Annotated in this window: 18 protein-coding genes; 14 read left to right on the top strand and 4 right to left on the bottom strand. The window is 55.7% G+C overall.

Annotated elements, in window-relative coordinates:
• Positions 1-26: 26 nt before the first annotated feature.
• Positions 27-593, bottom strand: a complete 567-nt coding sequence (gene frr, locus CHB75_RS05785; RefSeq protein WP_089269596.1) for a ribosome recycling factor — start codon at positions 591-593, stop codon at positions 27-29.
• A gap of 301 nt (positions 594-894) precedes the next feature.
• On the opposite strand from frr, the gene CHB75_RS05780 reads away from it, so the two are divergent.
• Positions 895-1,590, top strand: coding sequence for a VPLPA-CTERM sorting domain-containing protein (locus CHB75_RS05780; RefSeq protein ID WP_089269595.1), 696 nt, complete (start codon positions 895-897; stop codon positions 1,588-1,590).
• A gap of 81 nt (positions 1,591-1,671) precedes the next feature.
• On the opposite strand, the gene pyrH is transcribed toward CHB75_RS05780, so the two are convergent.
• A complete protein-coding gene (gene pyrH, locus CHB75_RS05775) occupies positions 1,672-2,403 on the bottom strand; it encodes a UMP kinase (protein ID WP_089269594.1) in 732 nt (243 codons plus the stop codon).
• Positions 2,404-2,564: 161 nt separating this feature from the next.
• Between pyrH and miaA the strand changes: the two genes are divergently transcribed.
• The 6 genes from miaA to CHB75_RS05745 all read left to right on the top strand — a co-directional run bounded on the left by miaA (position 2,565) and on the right by CHB75_RS05745 (position 10,909).
• Positions 2,565-3,467, top strand: a complete 903-nt coding sequence (miaA, locus tag CHB75_RS05770; RefSeq protein WP_089269593.1) for a tRNA (adenosine(37)-N6)-dimethylallyltransferase MiaA — start codon at positions 2,565-2,567, stop codon at positions 3,465-3,467.
• Entirely contained in the window at positions 3,464-4,321 is an 858-nt protein-coding gene (locus tag CHB75_RS05765; RefSeq protein ID WP_245840738.1) for a helix-turn-helix domain-containing protein, read from the top strand. The genes miaA and CHB75_RS05765 overlap by 4 nt, the downstream gene beginning before the upstream one ends.
• A gap of 290 nt (positions 4,322-4,611) precedes the next feature.
• Complete coding sequence (locus CHB75_RS05760) at positions 4,612-6,282, top strand: ABC transporter substrate-binding protein (RefSeq protein ID WP_089269592.1); 1,671 nt, start codon at positions 4,612-4,614, stop codon at positions 6,280-6,282.
• Between the two features lie 119 nt (positions 6,283-6,401).
• The gene (locus CHB75_RS05755) at positions 6,402-7,448 is read left to right on the top strand and encodes an ABC transporter permease (protein ID WP_089269591.1); all 1,047 of its coding nucleotides are present in this window, start codon (positions 6,402-6,404) and stop codon (positions 7,446-7,448) included.
• A gap of 11 nt (positions 7,449-7,459) precedes the next feature.
• Positions 7,460-8,650 (top strand): ABC transporter permease, encoded by a 1,191-nt coding sequence (locus tag CHB75_RS05750; RefSeq protein WP_089269590.1) that lies wholly within the window; start codon positions 7,460-7,462, stop codon positions 8,648-8,650.
• A 171-nt stretch (positions 8,651-8,821) separates the two neighbouring features.
• Positions 8,822-10,909, top strand: a complete 2,088-nt coding sequence (locus CHB75_RS05745; RefSeq protein ID WP_089269589.1) for a dipeptide ABC transporter ATP-binding protein — start codon at positions 8,822-8,824, stop codon at positions 10,907-10,909.
• A gap of 38 nt (positions 10,910-10,947) precedes the next feature.
• Here CHB75_RS05745 and CHB75_RS05740 read toward each other — a convergent pair whose 3' ends face one another.
• A complete protein-coding gene (locus CHB75_RS05740; RefSeq protein ID WP_089269588.1) occupies positions 10,948-11,544 on the bottom strand; it encodes a lytic transglycosylase domain-containing protein in 597 nt (198 codons plus the stop codon).
• 201 nt (positions 11,545-11,745) lie between these two features.
• On the opposite strand from CHB75_RS05740, the gene ssb reads away from it, so the two are divergent.
• From ssb to CHB75_RS05705, 7 genes are all read left to right on the top strand, one after another.
• Positions 11,746-12,276: a single-stranded DNA-binding protein gene (gene ssb, locus CHB75_RS05735; protein WP_089269587.1), complete on the top strand. Its 531-nt coding sequence runs from the start codon at positions 11,746-11,748 to the stop codon at positions 12,274-12,276.
• 129 nt (positions 12,277-12,405) lie between these two features.
• Positions 12,406-13,713 (top strand): tyrosine-type recombinase/integrase, encoded by a 1,308-nt coding sequence (locus CHB75_RS05730; protein ID WP_089269586.1) that lies wholly within the window; start codon positions 12,406-12,408, stop codon positions 13,711-13,713.
• Positions 13,703-15,235 carry a site-specific integrase gene (locus CHB75_RS05725; RefSeq protein WP_176439066.1) on the top strand — a complete coding sequence of 511 codons (1,533 nt, stop codon included), beginning with the start codon at positions 13,703-13,705 and terminating at the stop codon, positions 15,233-15,235. Before CHB75_RS05730 ends, CHB75_RS05725 begins: the two co-directional genes overlap by 11 nt.
• Entirely contained in the window at positions 15,228-17,270 is a 2,043-nt protein-coding gene (locus CHB75_RS05720; protein WP_089269584.1) for a hypothetical protein, read from the top strand. Before CHB75_RS05725 ends, CHB75_RS05720 begins: the two co-directional genes overlap by 8 nt.
• A complete protein-coding gene (locus tag CHB75_RS05715) occupies positions 17,267-17,734 on the top strand; it encodes a hypothetical protein (RefSeq protein ID WP_089269583.1) in 468 nt (155 codons plus the stop codon). The genes CHB75_RS05720 and CHB75_RS05715 overlap by 4 nt, the downstream gene beginning before the upstream one ends.
• Positions 17,727-18,113, top strand: coding sequence for a DUF6262 family protein (locus tag CHB75_RS05710; RefSeq protein ID WP_141135079.1), 387 nt, complete (start codon positions 17,727-17,729; stop codon positions 18,111-18,113). Before CHB75_RS05715 ends, CHB75_RS05710 begins: the two co-directional genes overlap by 8 nt.
• Positions 18,110-20,197, top strand: a complete 2,088-nt coding sequence (locus CHB75_RS05705; RefSeq protein ID WP_089269581.1) for an AAA family ATPase — start codon at positions 18,110-18,112, stop codon at positions 20,195-20,197. The genes CHB75_RS05710 and CHB75_RS05705 overlap by 4 nt, the downstream gene beginning before the upstream one ends.
• A gap of 186 nt (positions 20,198-20,383) precedes the next feature.
• Here CHB75_RS05705 and CHB75_RS05700 read toward each other — a convergent pair whose 3' ends face one another.
• Complete coding sequence (locus CHB75_RS05700) at positions 20,384-21,193, bottom strand: hypothetical protein (protein WP_089269580.1); 810 nt, start codon at positions 21,191-21,193, stop codon at positions 20,384-20,386.
• Between the last annotated feature and the right edge of the window lie 450 nt (positions 21,194-21,643).

Genomic DNA, 21,643 nt, shown 5'->3' with positions numbered 1-21,643 from the left:
GGTCAGACCTTCAGGTCGGATCGGCCTCAGACCTGCATGATCTCGGCCTGTTTGACCTCTAGCAGATCATCAACCTTTGAAATGTAGCTGTCTGTCAGATCCTGCACTTCGGATTCCCAGAACTTCTGGTCGTCCTCGGACAGCGAACTGTCCGCTTTGGCCTTCTTGATCTGATCCATACCGTCGCGGCGCAGGTTGCGCACCGACACACGCGCACTTTCGGCATATTGTGCGGCAACCTTGGTCAGCTCGCGACGCCGTTCTTCGTTCAATTCGGGGATCGGCAGCATGATGATCGTGCCGTTCAACTGCGGATTGATGCCAAGGCCGGAATTGCGGATGGCCTTTTCGACCTTGCCGACCAGCCCCTTGTCCCAGACGTTGATCGTGACCATCCGGCTCTCGGGCACGTTCACCGTGCCCACCTGGTTGATCGGTGTCATCGACCCGTAGGCGTCCACCATCACAGGCTCCAGCATCGAGGCAGAGGCCCGCCCGGTCCGCAGACTGGCAAACTCCGTCCGCAGGTTCGCCATCGCGCCATCCATGCGACGTTTCAGATCGTCGGTATCAAGTTCAAAGTCGTCGGCCATCTGCTCTGTATACTCCGGGATTTCCGTTTTGCATGGGTTTAGTGCACCACAAGGGTCATGTATAGACCACGGCTGCATTTCGCCGAACGCAGCCCCCAGAGGCGCCGCGCGGCCCCGGCTCCCCGACCAAAAACCGCGCCGCCTTACTGTTGAGTCCGTTCTCAATATGTCTATCGCACAGCTTTCCGTAGTTTAATTTAGGATTAATTTTTCACCTAATTTACATCAAAGTTGATTTTTGTGCCTATTTTGTGATACCAAAAACTCGTTCTCTATATTTTTAGACAAGTTTGGAGTAGTTATGAAACCTCAAATCCTTTGCTTTGTTGCCGCAATGGCGATTGGCACTTCTGCCAACACTGCACTTGCCGCAACGACGCAGTATTTCGATTTTGCCACCTTTACGTCTGCCGTCGGTCCCGTAAAAGTGCTGGAAGATTTCGACACCGGGGTTGGCCCCGCGCCGGGTCCATTTTCCGCAGGTGTACCTGTTGCCTTCGACGAACTTTCGATCACCTACAACGACGCCCCCAGCAGCCTGCAAACCGTCGGTGTGGCCACCCCGGCGCAGATTGATGCTGCCTCTGGCACCAGCATAAATGCAACAAACCAACTGTCGTGGGGCGAAGAGGACCAGTTCTCCCTCGGCTCACCTTTCGATGGCGACGGTCCCGCGATCACATTCACTTTTGACACGGCGTTAACAGCCTTCGGGTTTGATTTTTCGGATAGTGATTCTACAGACACCTACGAAATCACCCTGGGCGGTGAGACCTTTCTGCTCGACAATGCATCGAGCACATTCATCGGGTTTTTCGGGTTCGTGAGCGACGTCGCTATATCCAGCTTTGTCCTGACTCAGGCCACAACCGGTGGAATAACCGAGACCTTCGCGCTCGACAACATCGTGGCTCCGATTCCGCTGCCGGCCAGCATTGTGCTGCTGCTGGCGGGGCTTGGTGGTCTCGGTTCGCTGCGGCGCTTCAAACGCAGCTGATCGACACCGTCTGACAAACGTAAAAACGGCCGCGCCATTTGCGCGGCCGTTTGCATTTCGGGGGCCGGTTTCAGACCGCTATCAGCCCTGCACCCGCGTATAGGTGCCCTGCCCGGCAAGGATGCCCTTGAACCCGCCGGGTTCATCCAGCGAAAACACGATGATCGGCAGGTTGTTGTCGCGTGCCAGCGCAATGGCCGTCGCGTCCATGACCTTGAGGTTCTTTCCCAGACAATCATCATAACTCACCGTGTCATAGCGCACGGCGTCGTCATGTTTCATCGGGTCCTTGTCATAGACCCCGTCCACCTTGGTGCCCTTGAAGATCGCCTGACAGGCCATCTCGTTGGCGCGCAGCGTCGCCGCCGTGTCGGTGGTGAAATACGGGTTGCCCGTACCGGCGGCAAAGATGCACACGCGCTTTTTCTCAAGGTGGCGCACGGCGCGGCGGCGGATATAGGGTTCGCAGACCTGATCCATCGGAATCGCCGAAATCGTCCGCGTGTGGATCTTCAGCTGCTCCAGCGCGGCCTGCATCGCCAGCGCGTTCATCACCGTGGCCAGCATCCCCATATAGTCCGCCGTGGTCCGCTCCATCCCCTGTGCAGACCCCTGAAGCCCGCGGAAGATGTTGCCGCCGCCGATCACCATGCAGATCTCGACCCCCATATCGTGCACGGTTTGCACCTCGCGCGCGATGCGTTCAACGGTTGGCGGGTGCAGCCCGTACCCCTGGGGGCCCATCAGCGCCTCTCCGGAAATCTTCAGCATGACCCGCTTGAAGGTCGTCTCGGGGGTGTCTAGTTGGGCCATGTTGCGCTCCGTCGGATGTCAGGTTTAGGATCACCGGCATAGATGTCGCAAATCCCGTTCCGGGGCAATGCCGCGCCGCGGCTTGGACATGGAAAACAGGCAAAACCACCCCCGACCCGTCCAAACGACAGGCGCGACACTGGGGAACGGAGGACACCAGAGTGACCGCGCCAGCCACATTCGACCTTTCGCAACTGGATCCGGACCGTCCGGTGCTGATCGCCGGCGCGACCGCCAGCGGCAAATCAGCGCTTGCCCTGCGGATCGCGCGCGAACAGGGCGGCGTGATCGTGAATGCCGACGCGCTTCAGGTCTATGACAACTGGCGCATCCTCAGTGCCCGCCCCTCAGCGGCGGACGAAATTCAGGCCCCCCATGCGCTTTATGGTCATGTCGACGGGAACACGCCCTATTCCGTCGGTGCCTGGCTGCGCGAGGTGGCGCCGCTGCTCCACACATCGCAACGCCCAATCATCACCGGCGGCACCGGCCTGTATTTTTCCGCCCTGACCGAAGGGCTGGCCGACATCCCCGCCACCCCGCCCGATCTGCGCGCCCGGGCAGATGCCTTTCTGCGCGACAGCGGGCTGGATGCCATGCGCGCCGATCTGGACGCCGAAACCCTGTCCCGAATCGATATCCGCAACCCGATGCGCGTGCAGCGGGCGTGGGAGGTGCAGACCCTGACCGGTCGCGGCATTTCGGCCTGGCAGGACGACACACCGCCGCCGCTGCTGCCACTGAACCAGACACAGGCCTTTGTGGTCGATCTGCCCAAGGATATCCTCAACACCCGCATCGCGAACCGCTTTGCCCAGATGATCGACCAGGGCGCGCTGGACGAGGCCCGTGCCAACCTGCCCGGCTACGACCCGGCGCAACCCTCGGCCAAGGCCATTGGGGCTGGCGAACTGATTGCACATCTTAAAGGCGATTTGCCTTTGGATCAGGCGATTGAACGTGCAACAATCGCCACACGCCAGTTTGCCAAGCGACAGCGCACATGGTTTCGCGCCAGAATGTCCACCTGGAACAAGATAACCCCCGACAGGCTAAGCGCATGACCCAAAGACCCGCCTTTCTCAGCCGCTCGCGGATGAATGAAAGCGCCCAGCCCGATAGCCGCAACATCCGTTGCCAGTCGCTGGCGCAATATGCGCAGGGCGCGCCCTGGCGGCTGACCCATCTGCACGATCTGCAACGCAACCTGCTGGTCTGGATCACCCGTGGTCAGGGCCGGGTGATCGTCAACGGCGTGCGTCGCGGCGTCGGCACGCACAATGCGCTCTTCCTTCCGGCGGGGACGCTGTTTGCCATCGACCTTGGCGCGCAGGGCTTTGCGCAGGTGGTCGAAAGCCCGGCAGGCCTGACCGGGCGCCTGCCACAGACCTCGGTTCATCTGCGGGTGCGCGACAGTCTTGCCCAGGCCGAACTCACCGCCGAAATGGAGGCGATGCAGCGCGAATTGTCACGCGAACGCCCCCTGATGCAGGACGCGCTCGAGGCGCATGTCGGCCTGATCGCCGTCTGGATCGCCCGCCAGCAGGCGACCGGCAGCAGCGACATACCCCGCGATACCGCCGCCCAGCGTCTGGTCCGGCAATTCTCGCGGCTTGTCGTGCGCGACTTCCGCACCGACCGGCCGATGGCCGACTATGCCACCGCGCTTGACGTGACGCCGACGCACCTCAGCCGGGTCTGCCGCGAATGCTGTGGCAAGACGGCTGCGGACATGCTGACCGAACGCCGCCTGAACGAAGCGCGCGTGCTGCTTGCCACGCCCGATCCGACGATTCAGGATGTGGCCCGCAATCTTGGATTCAACAGCCCGGCCTACTTTACCCGGTTCATCCAGACCCACACGGGCAAGACCCCCAGCGCCCTGCGCAAGCTTAGCCTTGGCACCTCGACGCGCTGATTTTGCCATGGCGCAGGATTCGGCGCAGCCGCGCGCCACACCTCATTTCCGCGCTGTCCGCTTTCCACCTGATCAGAAACGGAAAAAATCGCACCGCCATGCCTGCTGTGTCGTTTCTGAATGAAACAGATGTCGCAATATGACACGTAAATGCCGAAACCAGCCGTTGACGCGCCGGGTGAACTCGTGCCGAATGTCTGGGCACCCGGCATGCGCGCGACCGCGCAACTGTCGGCGGATAATAACAAAACGGCCCATGCACGAATGACATGGGTCACAGGGAGACTAAAATGTCGAAACCGATGACCAGCCAGCGGATCCACCCCGCGGCACAGATGTATGCAAACGAATTCAAGGCCGGCCAGATGGACCGCCGCGAATTTCTGACCCGTGCCACCGGCCTCGGGATCGGCGTCGCCGCCGCCTATGCCTTGGGTGGCCTTGGCAGCCCGGCGCAGGCTGCGGCCCACGCACAGGAAGGCGGCACACTGCGGATCGAATCCTATGTCCGCGCCGTCAAGGACCCGCGCACCGCCGACTGGACCCAGATCGCGAACTTTACCCGTGGCTGGCTGGAATACATGGTTGAATACAACCGGGACGGCACCGTGCGCGGCATGCTTCTTGAAAGCTGGGAGGCAAACGACAACGCCACCGAATACACCCTGCATGTCCGCCCCGGCGTGACATGGAACAACGGCGATGCCTTCAACGCCGATGACGTCGTGCGGATGATCGACTACTGGTGCGACAAGGACGTCGAGGGCAATTCGATGGCCGGGCGCATGTCCAGCATCATCGACCCCGCCACCAATGCGATCTACGAAGGTGCGGTGCAAAAGATCGATGATCTGACGGTCAAACTCACCCTGCCGGCCCCCGATATAGCCATCGTCGTGAACATGGCCGACTACCCCGCCGCCGTTGTGCATTCGTCGCACAACCCCGACACCATGCTGGAAAACCCCATCGGCACCGGCCCCTTTGTGCCGGAATCGCTCGAAGTCGGGATCAAGGGCGTGTTGGTCAAGGCGCCCGGTCACACCTGGTGGGGCAAAACCGCCGAAGGCATCGGCGGCGCCTATCTCGACCGGATCGAATATATCGACTACGGCACGGACCCTTCGGCCTGGATCGCGGCAATCGAATCCGAAGAAGTCGACATGCTCTATGAAAACGTCAACGAATTCATCGAAATCGGCGACGCCATCGGCTGGGAAAAATCCGAAGTCATCACCGGCTCGACCGTCGTTCTGCGCTTCAACCAGCAGACGCTGGTCGGGGACAAACCGCCCTATGCCGATCTGCGGGTCCGCAAGGCGCTTCAGATGGCGGTGGACAACGCGGTCTGCCTCGAACTCGGCTATGCCGGCCTTGGGGTGGTCGCCGAAAACCACCACGTCGCACCGGTGCACCCGGAATATGCCGATATCGGCGGTACGGAAATCAATCCCGACGGCTCGCTCGCGCTTCTGGAAGAGGCGGGAATGGCGGATTACGAATTCGAGCTGATCACGCTCGATGACGGGTTCACCAAGAACACCGGCGACGCGGCCGCCGCGATGATGCGCGATGCCGGCATTTCGATGAAACGTACCGTGCTGCCGGGCTCGACCTTCTGGAACGACTGGGCGAAATATCCCCTGTCGATCACCGAATGGAACCACCGTCCGCTGGGTGTGCAGGTCCTGTCGCTGGCATACCGGTCGGGCGAGCCGTGGAACGAGGCGGGATACGCCAACCCCGAGTTCGACGCCAAGCTGAACGCTGCCCTGTCCATCGCCGACGCCGACAAGCGCCGCGTTGTCATGGCCGAGGTCGAAAAAATCATGCAGGACGACGCGGTGATCATCCAGCCCTACTGGCGGTCGCTCTATCGCCACTTCAAGCCGGGTGTGATCGGTGCCGAAATGCACCCCAGCTTTGAGATCCACCCCTATAAACTGGGTTACGCGGCCTGACGCGGCCCGGGGCCGCAGCTGACTGTGGCCCCATCCCCGCACCGGGGCAAAAAACGACCTGACTAAAGGCTGCGCAGGCGCGCAGCCTGCAGGCCGACGCATCCCAGAGGGGGACCGCAATGGGCATGTTCATTTTCCGACGCCTCTGGGTCATGCTGCTGACCGCGCTGGCGCTGACCTTTATCGTCTTTTACCTGACCAACCTTGCGCCCAACCTCGAAAAGCTGGCCAAAAGCCAGGGCAACTTCCGCATGACCGATGGCGAGGTCGAAACATGGCTCGGCAACCGTGGCTACATGGAACCCACCGTGTCGAAATATGGCCAGTGGCTTGGCGTCCTGCCCGGCCATGTGATCACCGGCACCGATGGTGAAACCCGCGCCCGCTGCGCCCTGCCCGGTCAGCCCGCATCTGAGGCGCGCGCCTACTGCGGCATCCTGCAAGGGTTCTGGGGCCACTCCACCGTCTTCAAGGATGACGTCATAACGATCGTCGGCACGCGCCTTGGGCTGACGGCCAAACTGATGTTCTGGGTCATGGTGCTGATGGTGCCATCTGCCCTGCTGCTGGGCGTTCTGGCCGGAATGCGCGAAGGGTCGCGCACCGACCGCGCCCTGTCCACGGTCGCGATCACCACCACGGCAACTCCGGAATATGTCTCGGGCGTGATCCTGATCGCGGTCTTCACCTCCTCCGCCGTGGGCCTGAAATGGTTCAAGGGCACCGCGACCAGCGCGATGGACGACGCCAATTTCACCAACTTCTTCCTGCCGGTCCTCACCATCGCGCTCTACGGCATGGGCTATATCGCCCGCATGACCCGCGCCAGCATGGCCGAGGTGATGACCGCGCAATACATCCGCACTGCCCGGCTCAAGGGTGTGTCCTTTCCCAATATCGTGATGAAGCACGCCCTGCGCAACGCACTGATCGCGCCCTTCACGGTGATCATGTTGCAATTCCCATGGCTGCTGAACGGCGTCGTGATTGTCGAAACCCTGTTCAACTACAAGGGCTTTGGCTGGACCCTCGTGCAGGCCGCCGGGAACAATGACATCGAACTGTTGCTTGGCGTCTCGGTCGTGTCCGTCGTCGTCGTGCTGGTCACGCAGCTGATCTCGGATGTGGGCTATGTCTATCTCAACCCCCGCATTTCAGTGTCCTGAGGAGACAACCAATGGACACTCTCACCTGGGCCGAGATCATCTCCCGCATCCTGCTGCAACTCGCGCCGGTCTGGATCGCGCTGGTGCTGACCTTCACGGTCTCGATCCTCTACAAACGCAGGCTTGGCCTTTACGGCAAACTCTTTGATTCCGTCATCGGCATGATCGGCTTTGCGCTGGTGATGTTCTGGGTCTTTACCGGCATCTTCGGCGCGATGGATATGGTGGTGACCCATGACGCCCTGAACCAGATCCCCGCGATGAAGAACAAGGTCCCCGGCACCCCCGTCACCGGCGCTGACGACGTTTACGCCTACTATCTGCTGGGGGGCGACAACCTCGCCCGCGATGTGTTCTCGCGCATGGTCAAAGGGGCCTGGGTGGTGGTGCAGATCGCCCCGCTGGCCACGCTATTTGCCTTTATGGTCGGCATCACCCTTGGCCTGCCCGCCGGGTTTTTCGGCGGCCGTCTGGATACGCTGCTGTCCTTCCTTGCCAACCTCATCCTCGCCTTTCCGGTGATCCTGCTGTTCTACCTGCTGGTCACACCCGAAATCATCGCCACCGGCATTCCGAACTACATGGCGACGGTGCTGTTCATCTTCCCGCTGGTCTTTGTCACCGTTCTGCTGAATTCGCGCTACCATACCCAACCAAAGCTGCGCACACCGCTGATGATCGGCGTGTTGGGCGTGCTGGGGTGGCTCTACCTGTCGCTGATTTCCGAAGTCGGGTCCAAGGTCGATGTGATCCCCGGCTTTGTCGATCTCTTCGATGTGCCCGGCGGCATCCTTGTCGTCTTTGTCTCGGTCGTCTTCGTGAACGCGCCCACGGTGTTCCGCATCGTGCGCGGCCTGACCATGGATATCAAGACGCGCGATTACGTCGCCGCCGCCCAGACCCGTGGCGAAGGTCCGTGGTACATCATGCTCTGGGAAATCCTGCCCAATGCCCGTGGGCCGCTGATCGTCGATTTTTGCCTGCGGATCGGATATACGACGATCCTGCTCGGCACTCTGGGTTTCTTTGGCCTTGGCCTGCCGCCTGAATCCCCGGACTGGGGCACCACGATCAACGATGGCCGTCGCCTGCTGTCGATCTATCTGCACCCGGCCATGGTACCTGCCGTGTCACTTCTGTCGCTGGTGCTGGGTCTGAATTTGCTTGCTGACGGGCTGCGCGAGGAATCGCTCAAGGATTGACCGGCGCCGCTTCTGGGGGCCCGGGCTATTTTGCATATTTGGAAAGAAAAGAAGCAGGGGGTCGGATCATGCACAAGCGCCAAGGGATATGGCCGCCAGCCATACGCGAACCATACGCTTTCCATACGTCTGCCATACGCCGTTTTCAGGTCATTTTTGTAGGAGGTTCGGATGCCCAAGGATAGCTATGACGGCCCGATCCTCGAAATCGACCTGCTGTCGATTTCCTTCTTCACCCGGCTGCGTGAAATCCCCGCCGTGATGGACTTTTCCGTCAAGGTGATGCCGGGCGAAGCCGTTGGATTGGTTGGGGAATCCGGCTGCGGCAAGTCCACAGTGGCGCTGGGCGTGATGCAGGATCTGGGCAAAAACGGCCGCATCACCGGCGGGACAATCAAGTTCAAGGGTCAGGACCTTGGCCAGATGTCCCAGCACGAGCTGCGCAAGATCCGCGGCTCGCAAATTGCCATGATATATCAAGAGCCTATGGCATCCCTAAACCCCGCCATGAAGGTCGGAAAGCAGTTGATGGAGGTCCCGATGATCCATCAGGGCGCTTCTGAGCGAGAGGCATTCGCCCGCGCCCTTCAGGTCGTCACAGACGTCAAACTCCCCGATCCCCGCCGCATCCTGGATGCCTATCCCCACCAGCTTTCCGGCGGCCAGCAACAGCGCATCGTCATCGCCATGGCCCTCATGTCCGAACCCGCCCTGCTGATCCTGGACGAGCCGACAACGGCGCTGGACGTCACGGTCGAGGCGGCGATTGTCGACCTTGTGAAAGAGTTGGGGCGCAAGTACGGCACCTCAATATTGTTTATTTCCCATAACTTGGGCCTCATTCTTGAGACATGCGACAGGCTCTGCGTGATGTACTCCGGCGAGGCCGTGGAACGCGGCAGCATCAAGGATGTCTTTGACGGGACGCGCCATCCCTATACTCAGGCGCTGTTCCGCTCGATCCCGCTGCCCGGCGCAGACAAGAACGCCAAACCCCTGATCGCCATTCCCGGCAATTTTCCCCTGCCGCACGAACGCCCCCCGGGGTGCAATTTCGGCCCGCGCTGCGATTATTTCGAACAGGGCCGTTGCGATGCGCAGACAGTCCATATGGCCCCCGTCGCGGACAGCGACCGGCATGAAAGCCGCTGTCTGAAATTCAAGGAAATCGACTGGAACGCCGCGCCGCAACTGGCTGAAGTCAAACAAAAAGGCGCAATTGGCGACGTGGTCCTCAGGATGCAGGATCTCAAGAAATACTATGAGGTCAGCGCCAATGCCCTGTTCGGATCCTCCGGTGCCAAGAAGGTCGTCAAGGCCAATGAAACCCTGACGTTCGAGGCGCGGGAATCCGAAACCCTGGCCATTGTCGGTGAATCCGGTTGCGGAAAATCCACCTTCGCCAAAGTGCTCATGGGGCTGGAAACCGCGACCTCGGGCCAGATCCTGCTCGACAATGTCAGCATCGGTGACATCCCCATCGAAAAGCGCGACACCAAGACGATCTCGGACGTGCAGATGGTGTTCCAAAACCCATTCGATACCCTCAATCCATCAATGAGCGTCGGCCGCCAAATCATTCGTGCGCTTGAGATTTTCGGGATCGGGTCTAGCGAGGCCGAGCGCCGCGATCGCATGCTCACCCTGCTCGATCTGGTCAAACTGCCGCGCGCCTTTGCAGACCGGATGCCGCGCCAGCTGTCGGGCGGGCAAAAGCAGCGCGTCGGCATCGCCCGCGCCTTTGCCGGGGATGCGCGGATCGTGGTCGCGGACGAACCCGTTTCGGCGCTGGATGTCAGCGTTCAGGCCGCTGTGACCGATCTGTTAATGGAAATTCAACGCGAACATAAGACAACGCTCCTGTTCATCTCGCACGACCTGTCCATCGTTCGCTACCTGTCGGACCGCGTTATGGTGATGTACCTTGGCCATGTGGTGGAGCTGGGCACGACTGATCAGGTCTTCGCGCCGCCATACCACCCCTATACAGAGGCACTGCTTTCCGCAGTGCCCATTGCTGACACGCGCGTGCATAAAAAACGTATCGTGCTTGAGGGGGATATCCCTTCGGCGATGAACCCGCCACCGGGCTGCCCGTTTCAGACGCGCTGCGGCTGGAAATCACACGTTCCGGGAAATCTGTGCGAAACAGAGGTGCCACCAGTGCGCGCGATGGCAGAGGGCCACCAGATCAAGTGTCACCTGCCGGACGCAGAATTCGCCGGGATGGAACCGGTGATCAGGATGGCGGCGGGTTGAGGTCTTGACCTCACAGGCCTGACAGGCGGCTCAGCGCCTTAGCCACCAGAAATGACTTTCACATAGTTTCGCGTCTCGGTGTATGGCGGGATTCCGCCATGTTTTTCAACGGCTTCTGGCCCGGCATTATAGGCCGCCAGCGCCAGTTTCCAGCTTCGGAACCGGGAATATTGCTGGCTCAGGTAGCGTGCTCCGCCCTCAAGATTCTGCTGCGGATCGGCTGCATCGACGCCCAGCCCCCGGGCGGTGCCCGGCATCAGCTGCGCCAGCCCAAGCGCGCCCTTGTGGGATTTTGCGCTGGGATTCCAGCCCGATTCCTGCTGCACAAGCCGCAGGAACAGATCCTCAGGTACGCCATGTTTGCGCGCCGCGTTGCGCGCCATGCCCAGATACACACCCTTGTAGCGACCGCGATAGACCGGCGATGCGCCGTCCGTGCCGGTGTCCCACTTGGTCGGGGTGATCACACGTGCGGGCTGCAAGCGTATGGAATTATTGTATTGTTGCGCCGCGCGGCTATCCAGAACGCGGGTCTGCGTGGAAAACAGATGTGATCGGCTCTTGGTCGACAGCACGTCCGCCTGCGCCGCACCGCAAATGACAACTGACAGGGCAGCCGCAGCTGCTGCACTCATCCCGGTAAATCGCATGTTCCCTCGATCCGTTCTTTTCGTTGTGCGAAACTATATTCATTTTTATGCGTAGCGCCACCCACGGCTGCGATCATCGGCTCACCTATGGTCAACCACGATTGTTTCCCGGCCCGCCCGTGGTGTAGGGTCCCCCAAAGCGCCTGGCGCAGATTCGAGATATCGCGAACAACGAAAGAGGTTTCCATGGCCGGCTCCGTGAACAAGGTCATCCTGATCGGCAATCTGGGTGCAGACCCAGAGGTGCGCACCTTCCAGAACGGCGGCAAGGTGTGCAATCTGCGCATTGCGACCTCCGAAAACTGGAAGGACCGCAACACTGGCGAGCGTAAAGAGCGGACAGAATGGCACACCGTTGCCATCTTCTCCGAACCGCTTGCAAAGATTGCCGAGCAGTATCTGAAAAAAGGCTCGAAGGTTTACCTCGAAGGCCAGCTTGAGACACGCAAGTGGCAGGACCAGTCCGGTCAGGACCGCTATTCGACCGAGGTTGTTCTGCGCCCCTTCCGCAGTGAACTGACACTGCTCGATTCCCGCGGCGGCGGCGGCGCTGGCGGTGGCGACTACGGTGGTTCCAGCGGAGGTGGCTATTCGGGTGGTTCCGGCGGCGGTGGCGGATACGAGGACAGCCGCGGTGGTGGCGGTGGTTATTCCGGTGGCGGTTCCGGCCCCTCGCGCGCCCCTTCACGCGACATCGACGACGAGATCCCCTTTTGAGGACTACCATCGTCAAAAATGTAAGTATTAACGGGGAAGCACATGTGTTTCCCCGTTTTTTTTAAAATACTTCACTTTTCTTGTAAACTGCTGCTATCGTGAACTGACACCACAAAATTCGGTAAACACGTGGCCCTATTCAGAACAAAGAATCTGGTTTTTGACGACGGCGAACGCTACCCGATCCTCTTGGCTCGAGATGGCAAACCGGCATACATGCCAACCCTGTACATCACCACCAGAGTACGGTCGGGAAACTACGCATCAAAGACGCTTGAGCGGCATCTTCGCGCCATAATGCATCTCTACACTTGGGCGATGATCGACTCGATTGATGTCGAAATCAGGCTGGCACAATGCGAAATTCTGAACCTTCATGAAATCGACTCCTTGGTACGAGCTTGTCGCTCCAGCTACGATGTCCTTGTACAGACACAAAACGCCCCACTGAAGAGACAACCGAGAATTGGAAAAGTCGTATCGTATGAGGGAGCAAGAGCGTCTGCACCCAAGAAGACGGACGAGGTCGCCGGACCGACAGCAGCAAATCGTATCCGCGCAATTCGAGACTATCTTGATTGGCTGATGTGTGCCTCTTACAACCGAACATCTAAAAAATCGGGGAGTTTTGACAATTTCGAGACCGCACGGCTCTATATGCGCGACGCATTCACGGCCAGGTTGCCGATAAACCGTGGTCGAGCAGAGCAGGGAAATCGAGAAGGGCTATCCTCCGACGAACTTGATTTACTGCTCCAAGTATTGAATCCCGAAGATCTCAAAAATCCCTGGTCCGATAAATCCCTGGCGCTCCGAAATCAAGTTATTTTTCTGATGCTCTACACTCTTGGCATTCGACGCGGTGAAGTTTTGGGCCTCAAAATATCGAACATCAATTTCCGAAATTTGGAGGTCTCGATTCATCGGAGAGCCGATGATCCAGACGACCCTCGGGTAGACCAACCCAACGCTAAAACAAAAGACCGCATACTTCACCTTGAACCTCCGGTCGCGGACATGATCCACGACTATATAATTAAGCATCGCATCCGCATTCCTGGCGCTAAACAAAACCCGTTCCTGTTTGTCACCCACAAGCCTGGTCCGTACCAGGGTCGACCGCTTTCTACTGCCGGTTATAGCAAAATGATCGAAACACTGCGTAAACGCGTTCCGACATTACCAGATGATCTATCGGGTCATTCGTTGCGTCATTCTTGGAACGACTACTTCAGCAAATTCGTCGATCAGAAACGTCTTGAAGGCAACAATATAACAGCAGAGCGCGAGCAGCAGATGCGATCATACCTTATGGGATGGAGTGAAGACTCCAGCACCGCTGCTACCTACACACGTCGACATGTCCGTGAAGCGTCAAAAAAGATATCTTTGGAAATGCAAAAAAGGTTCATTATGGAACAGGGTAATGAAAGCTAAAGCACGTACTATAACCACTCAAGTTATTTCTCTCCCCGAGGTCGCCTTCACCGCAGAAGGAGCCGAATTTCATCCTCAAGATGACTTCTGGAAGGTAGCGGATTCATCCGCAGTGCATCACTTCAAATTTGATCAAGTGAAAAAACTCTTGACGACCGTCGTCCTACGCGACTTCAAATATGTCGTATCTTGGTATCTTCAAAACCACTCAACCTCACATGCCAAAAATTTGTTTATGCGTTTTTGCCAACTTATTCGAAGCTTCTCTGATGATCGATTTCCCGTTTCAAGAATTGAAACGCTGGATATAATTAATTTCAAATCAAAACTTAACGTCCGAACCGAATATTTACTCGGTGCCCTTGGTGGATTTTTCAAGAAATGGCACGATTTGAACCTCGAGACAGTAGATCCAAGCATTCCAAAGTTCTTCAACGAGGTCCGCATCAGAGGCAATATGAAGGGCGAAGCTGTTAGCACAATGGACCCTGAAACTGGTCCTTTCACAGACCTCGAATTACAGTCCATCTCATTGCGTCTAAATGCAGAGTTTGCAGCTGGAAATATTACTACTGAGGACTACTTGCTGGTGATACTGACCATGATTTTTGGTGTCCGTCCGAAACAATTGGCTTCTCTGAAGATCCAAGACCTATCTGCCTTTCACGCTGACGATGGCTCGCCTCTCTACATATTGAATGTGCCTCGCGCCAAACAACGCAGCACACTCTCTCGTAGTCAGTTGAAACCACGCACCCTGATACCCGAACTCGGCAAACTTCTCGAAGCTTGGTTGCATCACCTGGCGCATAATTTTGAACGCGGTGAAGTCCCAGTTCCAGAACTTCCTTTGTTCCCTCGAAAAGGCAACCCTATGCCACCAAGCCTCGCATATCACGCGACAGCACAACAACTTGGTCATCGGATTATCCTAACATGTAATAGACTAAACGTGCAATCCGAACGTACAGGCAAAAAAGTCAAAATCTTTCCACGTCGGTTCCGTCACACTACTGCCACAAGAGCCGCCGAGGAAGGCCATGGCGAGTTGATTATTGCGGACCTTCTCGATCATTCCGACACCCAAAATGTCGGTGTATATGTCCAGGCAACTCCGGCAATGACCAGGCGGATAGACAAGGCAACTGCGCTGGAATTGGCGCCGATAGCACAGTCTTTTATGGGCCTCATCGTCCAGAACGAAACATTTGCACAACGTGGTGACGACTTCTCCAGCCGGATTGGAAGTCCCGATCTTGGAAGCGTAGGTTCATGCGGCAAATACGGCTTCTGTGATGGCCAGGCACCCATATCGTGCTACACGTGCCGAAATTTCCAACCTTGGCTCGAGGCGCCACATGAAGACCTTCTTGACTCACTTGTGGCAGAGCGAGAAAGGATTCATGCAACCACCAATGATGAGCGGATGGCTGCGATCAACGATCATACCATCTTGGCTGTGGCTGATGTCGTCAACAGATGCAATTTAATGAAGCCAGAAAAGAACATTGACCGTGGTTGAAATCATTCTTTTTTCCGCGAAACCCGACAATGAAGCCGCTCAAAACATTCACGACTTCATTGTGCTCTGCCGTGATCGCTTAACGGTCTTCGGTGATGATTTGGAATGGGATTCTCCATCGTGGGACGTGAGTAATTATATTGACGTGCGGGGGAGAAATGGGCGCTTGCCCTACAGTTGGGTTAACCACGACGCCAAAAAGAGCAACCCTAACGCTCCATTACTGGCAATGCCGTTTCTGAACTTTGCGCGCTCATATATGCGTTATCAGCATGCCATGAAGCCGACAAAAAGCTTCAACAACCGTCTCGCTGCGCTCCGCGCCTTGGAGCGCGCATTAACTTTGGTTCATGAAACCCCCAGTATCGTCGAAGTCGATCCAGAGGTGTTCAACCGAGCACAAGCATTGATCAAGGAAAAATACAACACTTCCACAGCATATCGCACCGCCGGGCAACTCCAGTTGGTTGCCGAATTCTTGAACACCCACAGTCTTGTTCCGGTTCGGTTCCAATGGAAACACAACCTGAAACGCAACAACGACCGCAATAGGGTCGGAAAGAATTTTGACGAAAATAGACTCGACAAGCTGCCCACATCCGGTGCCATCGATGCCCTAGCAAAAGCGTTCCAACTGGCGACCGAACAGAACGACATCATCATTGCTTCAACGGGAGCACTGCTCACCGCAGCACCCAACCGGATTAATGAAATCTTCCGCCTACCTACCAATTGTGTAGTCGAACGAATTCAACCCGATGGATCTGTGGCTTACGGGCTTAGGTGGTGGCCATCAAAGGACGCCGATCCCTATGTAAAGTGGATCGGCACCACTATGAGTGATGTAGCAAAAGAAGCCATAAGAAAAATTCGCAAGGAAACCGACGATGCGCGGTCGATGGCGCAATGGTACGAATCCAATCCTGGTTCAATGTGGTTGCCCCCTGAATACGAATATCTCCGAACGCAAACAATCTCCGCCGTCCAAGACTTCTGTCACGCGCTTGGAATTAAGAATCACTCCACAATCAACCAATGGATGAAAAATAAGGGTATTCCCATCCAAAAGATTAGCAACAGTAACCATGTCAGGTTTGTCGACGTTCAAAAGGCGGTTTTAACCCTGCTTCCTAAGGACTTTCCGGTATATGATCGAGAGACAGGAATGACCTTTAGCGAAGCACTTATGGTAGCCCCATACAGCCTGTTTCATCAAGATAAAGCAACTATCCCCTGCATGATTGAACCGATCAGTTCTGACAAAATATATAACGGCCTGGGTAATGGGACCAATCACGGAAAATCATCTCTGTTTACCCGTCTCCGCCTTCACGCCGACGATGGTTCCTGTATCCAAATCAGAACACACCAGTTTCGTCATTGGCTGAATACCATCGCACAGAGAGGAGGTCTTTCTCAACTCGATATTGCCAAATGGTCCGGACGAAGGGATATTCGGCAAAACCGCGACTATGATCATGTCTCCTCCGACGAAATGTTGATGATTGTTCGGGGGCAACTCGGAACATCAAACATGCTTGGCCCACTGGCCGAGATTATCGGCAAAGTTCCTGTGACGCAGGAGGATTTCCTTCAGATGAAATTTCCGACAGCACACACAACCGAGTTCGGATTTTGCATCCACGATTTCGCCATGCTACCTTGCCAACGGCATCGTGATTGCATCAATTGCACTGAGCATGTTTGCATAAAAGGAGATGCCGCGAAAGCCACGCGCATCCGAGCCTCCCTGGAGCTTGTCAATGATCAAATTGAAAGCGCAAAGGTGGCAATGGAAGATGATTCCTTCGGAGCAGACCGATGGCTTCACCACCACGAGAGGACCGCTGCCCGGCTGCAAAGTCTCATCGAGATTTTTGAAGACCCATTGGTGCAAGACGGTTCGGTTATCCAACTGTCCAACCTTGAGGAATACAGCCCGATTGCCAATGCAATTGACGACCGAAAACTCAGCGACGATGTCGACTCAAGAATTCTCTCCGACTTCCGCGCACTGAAAAGAGGTAGACTATGAAAAAACACCTCACTGACCAGAAGATTGGCATAATCGTTCAGATAATTGATGGTTGGACCGGAAAGCTTACTTGGAATTTACTGATTGCAAAGGTTGAACCTGTCTGTGGTCTCTATTCACGGCAGGGTCTCGAAAAACATAGCCGGATCAAGTCCGCGTTCAACTCTCGGAAATCCCATGTCAGAAATGAACGTGGTAGTTCGATAGCGCATCTCTCTGATGTGGAGGCGAAATTGCTGGAACGTTTGGAACGCGTCGAGGCTGAGAATCGCCGACTCACTAAAGAAAACAATGATTTACTGGGGCAATTCGTACGCTGGCAATACAATGCGTCAGCCAAAGGCTTGGCAGAAAATAATCTCAATGCGGCCCTACCTTCCATTGACCGGGAATTAACCAGTGCTCGAAAACCTAAAAAAAAAGTCTCGGGAATGACAAATTTCAAGCGAGCAAAAGATGAGTAAATCTGGACGTGACCAAGGATCCGACAACGTCAAAAAACTGTTAAGTTATTTGTCCTCTATAGATGCAATCCCGGCCCGTGGAGGCAAAGCTTACATGTCGGGAATTGCTGAAGCCTGCGGATTTGACCGCCAAATACTCTACAAGAATCCTCAAGCCAAAAAATTACTGAATGAAGCTATCAAGCACAAGGGTTTGAAAGGTATTGAAGCTCGAGACGGAAATACCGATGCCGAACGTATCGCCCTTGAGCGCCAAATAACGGCGTTACAGCAAACAAACAGCTCATTGATAGCAGAAGTGTACGATCTGCGCCAAAAATTGAAACGGTTCAAACACATTGAAGAAATGATCGAGCTGGGCATACGCGTCATAATATGACACAAACTGTTGTTATTGAAAATATTCTGTGGGAGGGCGTGCATGGCGGCGCGGTGTTTAACGCGGCCACGCTTTCGCGCCAACGGCACCGATTCCTTGCCGGACGCTCGGTTATGCCTCGCCCTCCGGTGCCTGGTGAAATTTGGAAAATCTCCGGTAAGATCAAAGACCATCCTGACTATGGCAGTCAGATCGTAATCGATAAAGCCGTTTTGCAGAAGCCTTCGGGCAATCTCATTATCTCAGCAATTTCCAAGTCAAAACTATTTCCGGGTATAGGTCCGGCTCGAGCTGGAAGTCTATGGAATGAGTTCGGCGAAACCATATATGAAATGCTTGACCTCGGCAATGTCGAGGCCTTCAAAAGAATTATCGGCATCGAACTCGCTAAAGTTATGGTGGACGGCTGGAGGGCGCTATCTATCGAAGCGGACGTTTATCGATATTTGGACTGCCACGGCTTGCCGATGGAAATTTCACACAAATTAATTGCCATCTATGAAAATAGTGTCATTGAAAAACTCGATGAGAACCCATATCGCCTCTTGGCTTTTACCACATGGCGTCAGGCAGATCGGGTTGCTTTATCCATTGGCGTTGATCACCACGATGAGCGTCGGCTGGTAGCTGCTGCAGAAGCCGTCGGTTATCAACGCCTTCAATCCAGCCACACCGTGACGAAGAGGCCGAGTTTCCTTGCGCACGTTCGCCGGTTGCTTGGATGTGGTGATGAGACCGCTGAGCGAGCCCTCAAATTAGCTCTTGCAGATCACGCTGTTGTCGAAGTCGCAGTGGGGCTGCAGGGTGTTGGACCGGCTGCAATGGAGCGGTTCATTTCCGAACGTGTTAGGGCAATGAACTGCGGGGGGGAGGAATCCAGGCAACCAACTCTCCCAATGAACGCTGACGATGGTCTGGACACAATACTGACCACTTTCGAGGCGAAGGAAAAAATCTCCCTCAACAAAGCCCAGCTCGCAGCAATTAGGATGGCACTCAGGGCTCCCGTGAGCGTTATTACCGGGGGTGCGGGCGTCGGTAAGACAACCGTACTTAAAGCCATCCACGAAATGTCTGAAAGACGTGGTGGACACATTCACCAGATGGCCCTTGCTGGTCGTGCGGCAAAACGAATGACAGAGGCAACCAGTCGTCCGGCCAAAACAATCATGAGTTTTTTGCATGCCGTAGACACGGGACAGATAAAACTCGGCGCTGAATCGACTCTGATCATCGATGAAACGTCGATGGTCGACCTACCGATGATGTATCGCATCCTGAGGCGGATGGATCCAGGGTGCCGTTTGTTGCTCGTCGGTGATCCTGCGCAACTTCCGCCGATTGGATTTGGTCTCGTTTTTCATGCTCTATGCGAGACTGAGAGCGTTCCTCATGTTAAACTCACGGAGGTCCATCGGCAAACTGCATCAACCGGTATCCCTCAAATTAGCGCTGCCATCCGGAACGGGATCGTGCCATCCCTGAACAAATACAAGGGTATGGACGTCGGCGTATCATTTATCGACTGCGTCATGGACCATATTGCCGATACCGTCTTAGACGTCACGAATGACCTTGGTGGTATAGGTGACACCCAGATCGTCGGGGCCGTAAAGAATGGTCCTGCCGGCACAAAGACGATCAATGACCTGTTCCACCGCTTGCTGTCACCGGCTCGACCGGAGCGTCTCAATTACGCGGAGGGAGAGCCGGTGATTTGGAACGTCAATGACTATGATATCGGTCTGATGAATGGGTCCCTGGGTATCGTTCAGAAAGCTACTGTCGGCCTTGAGATCGAATTCGACGGTGAACTAAAGACAATCCCTGACGAGGCTATAGGCAATATTGACCACGCCTATGCGATAACATGTCACAAGAGTCAGGGAAGCCAATTTAAAAGGGTAATCATCCCTGTGGTTAGAAGTCTAATATTAGACCGGACGTTACTCTATACCGCGATTACTAGAGCTCAAGAACAAGTTGTGCTTGTCGGAAACCGGAGCGTATTCGAAGAGGCTGTAATGAGTCGGCCCAACCCTGATAGAAGGGAAACTGGTTTATTTTCCTTGCTTGAAAATTAGGCGCAGGCAGAAGTGTTCGCCTTGCGGTCTGGAGTTACTGCTATGCATAGTAATGCGGTCCACGATTTCGACCTAACCAGATTTTGGGGTCGACAATTTTGTATTTCAATAGTGGTAATTTGCATTTTTGGGGACGAGCAGTGGTACTTGACCGGTGACATATCGTAGTGCTGTGTTTAACGGGCTTTAAGGCATGAAACCGGGCTGATAAGTTTTTCCCAATATCTTAAAGCCTACATCACCGATGGTGTGAACACTAAGTATAGCTTCCGCTGGCAATACGGCTTCAATATAAAGGTCGAATTCCCTCGGATCCGCGGGACAACCAAGAGATCGGCCAAAGGTCGCCACGACGGCTTGCGCAGCGGAGATGCTATGCTTGGTTGCCGAGAGAGGGACAGAGATCTCGATTACGCGTGGCTGACCAATCATTGCAAGCCGTTCAAGAAGATCTTCGTCCGTAAGGTGAAATGAGGCAACCTCCCCACCCCAGTATTCCAAAAGGCGATCAACGCCACTATTTTCAATCGGAATAGGATGTGATGCCATCCAAAATTTTCCGCATCTCGCATGCATCTGGGTGTGAAATGGACTTTCAGATTCCATCATCTCTGCATCTTCGAGAGCGAGTGCTCCGATCCGAACTAATGCGCCAATCCTGTGGCGAAGACTCTCAGGGGTCGATAGTTGGATCCCATTTTCTAAAATTTGAGTTACTTCAAAGTCGGTCATCCTGGTATAGTGGAAAGCCCGCATCCGGCGTTCCTCCATCGGCGCAATAAGGTTTTCGTTCAGTCGAATAAAATCCGGAGCCAGCCTATTTGGTGGTCGGAAAGATGGTCGATCAATGCCTTGGGCAAGATCATAGGTCTCGAAGACTACACGTTCCCGCAAAAAGTAATCCCGGATCAGGTCAGCTCTCTCGTCGAGTATCAAGCGCAAATCTTCGTCGAACGTGCCAAGATCCCAAACATCGATACACGGCCCTTCGGTCACAGAAGCTTCTCCTTTCTTGATCTATCATAGCAGTGAAACCTACATCTGTGCTACGTTGCGTTCGGATTACTTTTAGGGGTTTCTGGAGCTTCAGAATTGGTTTTCTACATTCGCGTGTTGATTTCCACCCAGAAGTGACCCGGGTAGCGGCATAATTTCCATTGAGATTTGACCCATGTGAGCCTTCCCCCAGCGCCATGCGCAGCGGGGGACACTGGAGTGATACACATGGGACTTTTGAACATCATACGGAAGCTACGGTTACGGGATAAGCTGCCGATCCGTGAGATTGCGCGGCGGACCGTGACGTTGCCCCCAACTTTTATCCAGCGTGAGCGAGACTCCGGGTTTGAGTTGATCCGACCCCCAACGTTGGACCGCCCGAAGGCAGAGTTTCCCGGCTTCGATCAGGGTGACAGGCTGGTAATGTCCCCCGATTTCGTCAGCGTG

Origin of the sequence: Puniceibacterium sediminis, from assembly GCF_900188035.1 — a bacterium.
Classification (GTDB): Bacteria; Pseudomonadota; Alphaproteobacteria; order Rhodobacterales; family Rhodobacteraceae; genus Puniceibacterium; species Puniceibacterium sediminis.
Note: the sequence above shows the minus strand (reverse complement) of the source record. Positions and strands in the feature narration are given on the sequence as shown.

Coding starts and splice junctions, on each gene's coding strand:
- frr (WP_089269596.1), bottom strand. CDS start 593: ATGGCCGACGACTTTGAACTTGATACCGACGATCTGAAACGTCGCATG.
- CHB75_RS05780 (WP_089269595.1), top strand. CDS start 895: ATGAAACCTCAAATCCTTTGCTTTGTTGCCGCAATGGCGATTGGCACT.
- CHB75_RS05750 (WP_089269590.1), top strand. CDS start 7,460: ATGGACACTCTCACCTGGGCCGAGATCATCTCCCGCATCCTGCTGCAA.
- CHB75_RS05755 (WP_089269591.1), top strand. CDS start 6,402: ATGGGCATGTTCATTTTCCGACGCCTCTGGGTCATGCTGCTGACCGCG.
- CHB75_RS05715 (WP_089269583.1), top strand. CDS start 17,267: ATGAAAAAACACCTCACTGACCAGAAGATTGGCATAATCGTTCAGATA.
- CHB75_RS05740 (WP_089269588.1), bottom strand. CDS start 11,544: ATGAGTGCAGCAGCTGCGGCTGCCCTGTCAGTTGTCATTTGCGGTGCG.
- CHB75_RS05760 (WP_089269592.1), top strand. CDS start 4,612: ATGTCGAAACCGATGACCAGCCAGCGGATCCACCCCGCGGCACAGATG.
- CHB75_RS05765 (WP_245840738.1), top strand. CDS start 3,464: ATGACCCAAAGACCCGCCTTTCTCAGCCGCTCGCGGATGAATGAAAGC.
- CHB75_RS05705 (WP_089269581.1), top strand. CDS start 18,110: ATGACACAAACTGTTGTTATTGAAAATATTCTGTGGGAGGGCGTGCAT.
- ssb (WP_089269587.1), top strand. CDS start 11,746: ATGGCCGGCTCCGTGAACAAGGTCATCCTGATCGGCAATCTGGGTGCA.
- CHB75_RS05710 (WP_141135079.1), top strand. CDS start 17,727: ATGAGTAAATCTGGACGTGACCAAGGATCCGACAACGTCAAAAAACTG.
- pyrH (WP_089269594.1), bottom strand. CDS start 2,403: ATGGCCCAACTAGACACCCCCGAGACGACCTTCAAGCGGGTCATGCTG.
- CHB75_RS05725 (WP_176439066.1), top strand. CDS start 13,703: ATGAAAGCTAAAGCACGTACTATAACCACTCAAGTTATTTCTCTCCCC.
- CHB75_RS05745 (WP_089269589.1), top strand. CDS start 8,822: ATGCCCAAGGATAGCTATGACGGCCCGATCCTCGAAATCGACCTGCTG.